Annotated in this window: 2 protein-coding genes; both read right to left on the minus strand. The window is 45.4% G+C overall.

What is annotated here, in order from left to right; translation table 11 throughout:
• Window positions 1-1,075, minus strand: a 1,075-nt coding sequence (locus tag LD39_RS21045) for a bifunctional cystathionine gamma-lyase/homocysteine desulfhydrase (protein WP_035553510.1), incomplete at its 3' end; no start/stop codon positions are given.
• A gap of 5 nt (window positions 1,076-1,080) precedes the next feature.
• The coding region (locus LD39_RS21050) for a pyridoxal-phosphate dependent enzyme (protein ID WP_035553513.1) at window positions 1,081-1,365 on the minus strand (285 nt) is incomplete at its 5' end.

Consider the following 1,365-nt stretch of genomic DNA (forward strand, 5'->3'; position numbering starts at 1 on the left):
ATACACGAATGAGACCGTCTGTGATCCCAAGCTCTGCACGGCGTTCACTTGGAATCGATGCATGGGTCATCATCGCAGGTACAGAAATAAGGCTTTCTACCGCGCCAAGACTCTCGGCAAGAGTGAAGAAGCGTACGTTTCTCAGAACTTGATCCGCTTTTTCGCCCCTTCCTACATCAAAAGATATCATCCCACCGTTTCCGCGTGCCTGGTTGTGATGAACGTCACTGCCCTTGTGGGATTCCAGACCTGGATAATAAATGTTCGTCACTTCCGGAAGCTCTTCAAGAAACTCGATGAACTGACGGGTATTTTCTTCGATTTCTTCCATACGGATGCCTAGTGTCTTTATGCCGCGCATCAATAGCCAAGAGTCCTGAGGGCCTAATACCCCGCCGGTAGAATTTAAAACAAAGTGAACATCTTCCGCCAACTGCTCAGAGTTTACAACAACAAGTCCAGCGACAACATCACTGTGACCGCCTAGGTACTTAGTGGCGCTATGCAGCACAATATCTGCTCCGAACTCAATTGGATTCTGCCAATACGGCGTACTGAACGTATTATCGACAATGAAGGTAAGATCCTTCGATTTGGCGAGCTCTGATACTTTTTCCAAATCGGTAATTTTAAGCAGTGGATTTGTCGGTGTCTCCACATAAATCGCTTTTGTACGATCCGTAATAGCTGCGTCAATGTTTTTTACGTCGCTTGTATCAACAAAACTTGCTTCAAGGCCAAAACGATTGATAACCTTCGTTACCATACGATATGTTCCGCCATATACATCATCGGTAAAAATGACATGATCTCCATGATTGAATGTCATGAGTACTGCTGTAATTGCCGCCATGCCGGAACCGAAGGCAAATCCGCGATGACCGCCTTCCAATTCTTTAATCAATTCTTCCAATGCAAAACGAGTCGGGTTACCCGTGCGGGAATATTCATACCCGCGGTGCTTTCCGACTCCATCCTGGGCATAGGTGCTTACTTGATAGATCGGGACCGATACGGCACCCGTTTTTTCATCTCCGGTAATTCCACCATGGATCAGTTGTGTTTTCTTTCTCATAGCATTCACTCCTCATATATCCCTTGACTAAGGTATCTTTCACTACTATCTGGAAAAATAGTTACAATTTTTGTTCCTGGTTTTGCTTGCTCCGCTTCTTTTAACGCTGCTTCAAAAGCAGCCCCCGAAGAACTTGCCACAAGCAACCCTTCATTCAAAGCCAGTTCCTTCACTCTTTGAAAAGCGATATCATCAGGAACCGTATGAATCGCATCAAAATAGGATGAATCCATATAAAACGGTAAAAATTCCATCCCGATTCCTTCCGTTTTGTGCGGACCGGATTCGCC

Source organism: Halobacillus sp. BBL2006 (assembly GCF_000786645.1).
Lineage (GTDB): Bacteria > Bacillota > Bacilli > Bacillales > Halobacillaceae > Halobacillus.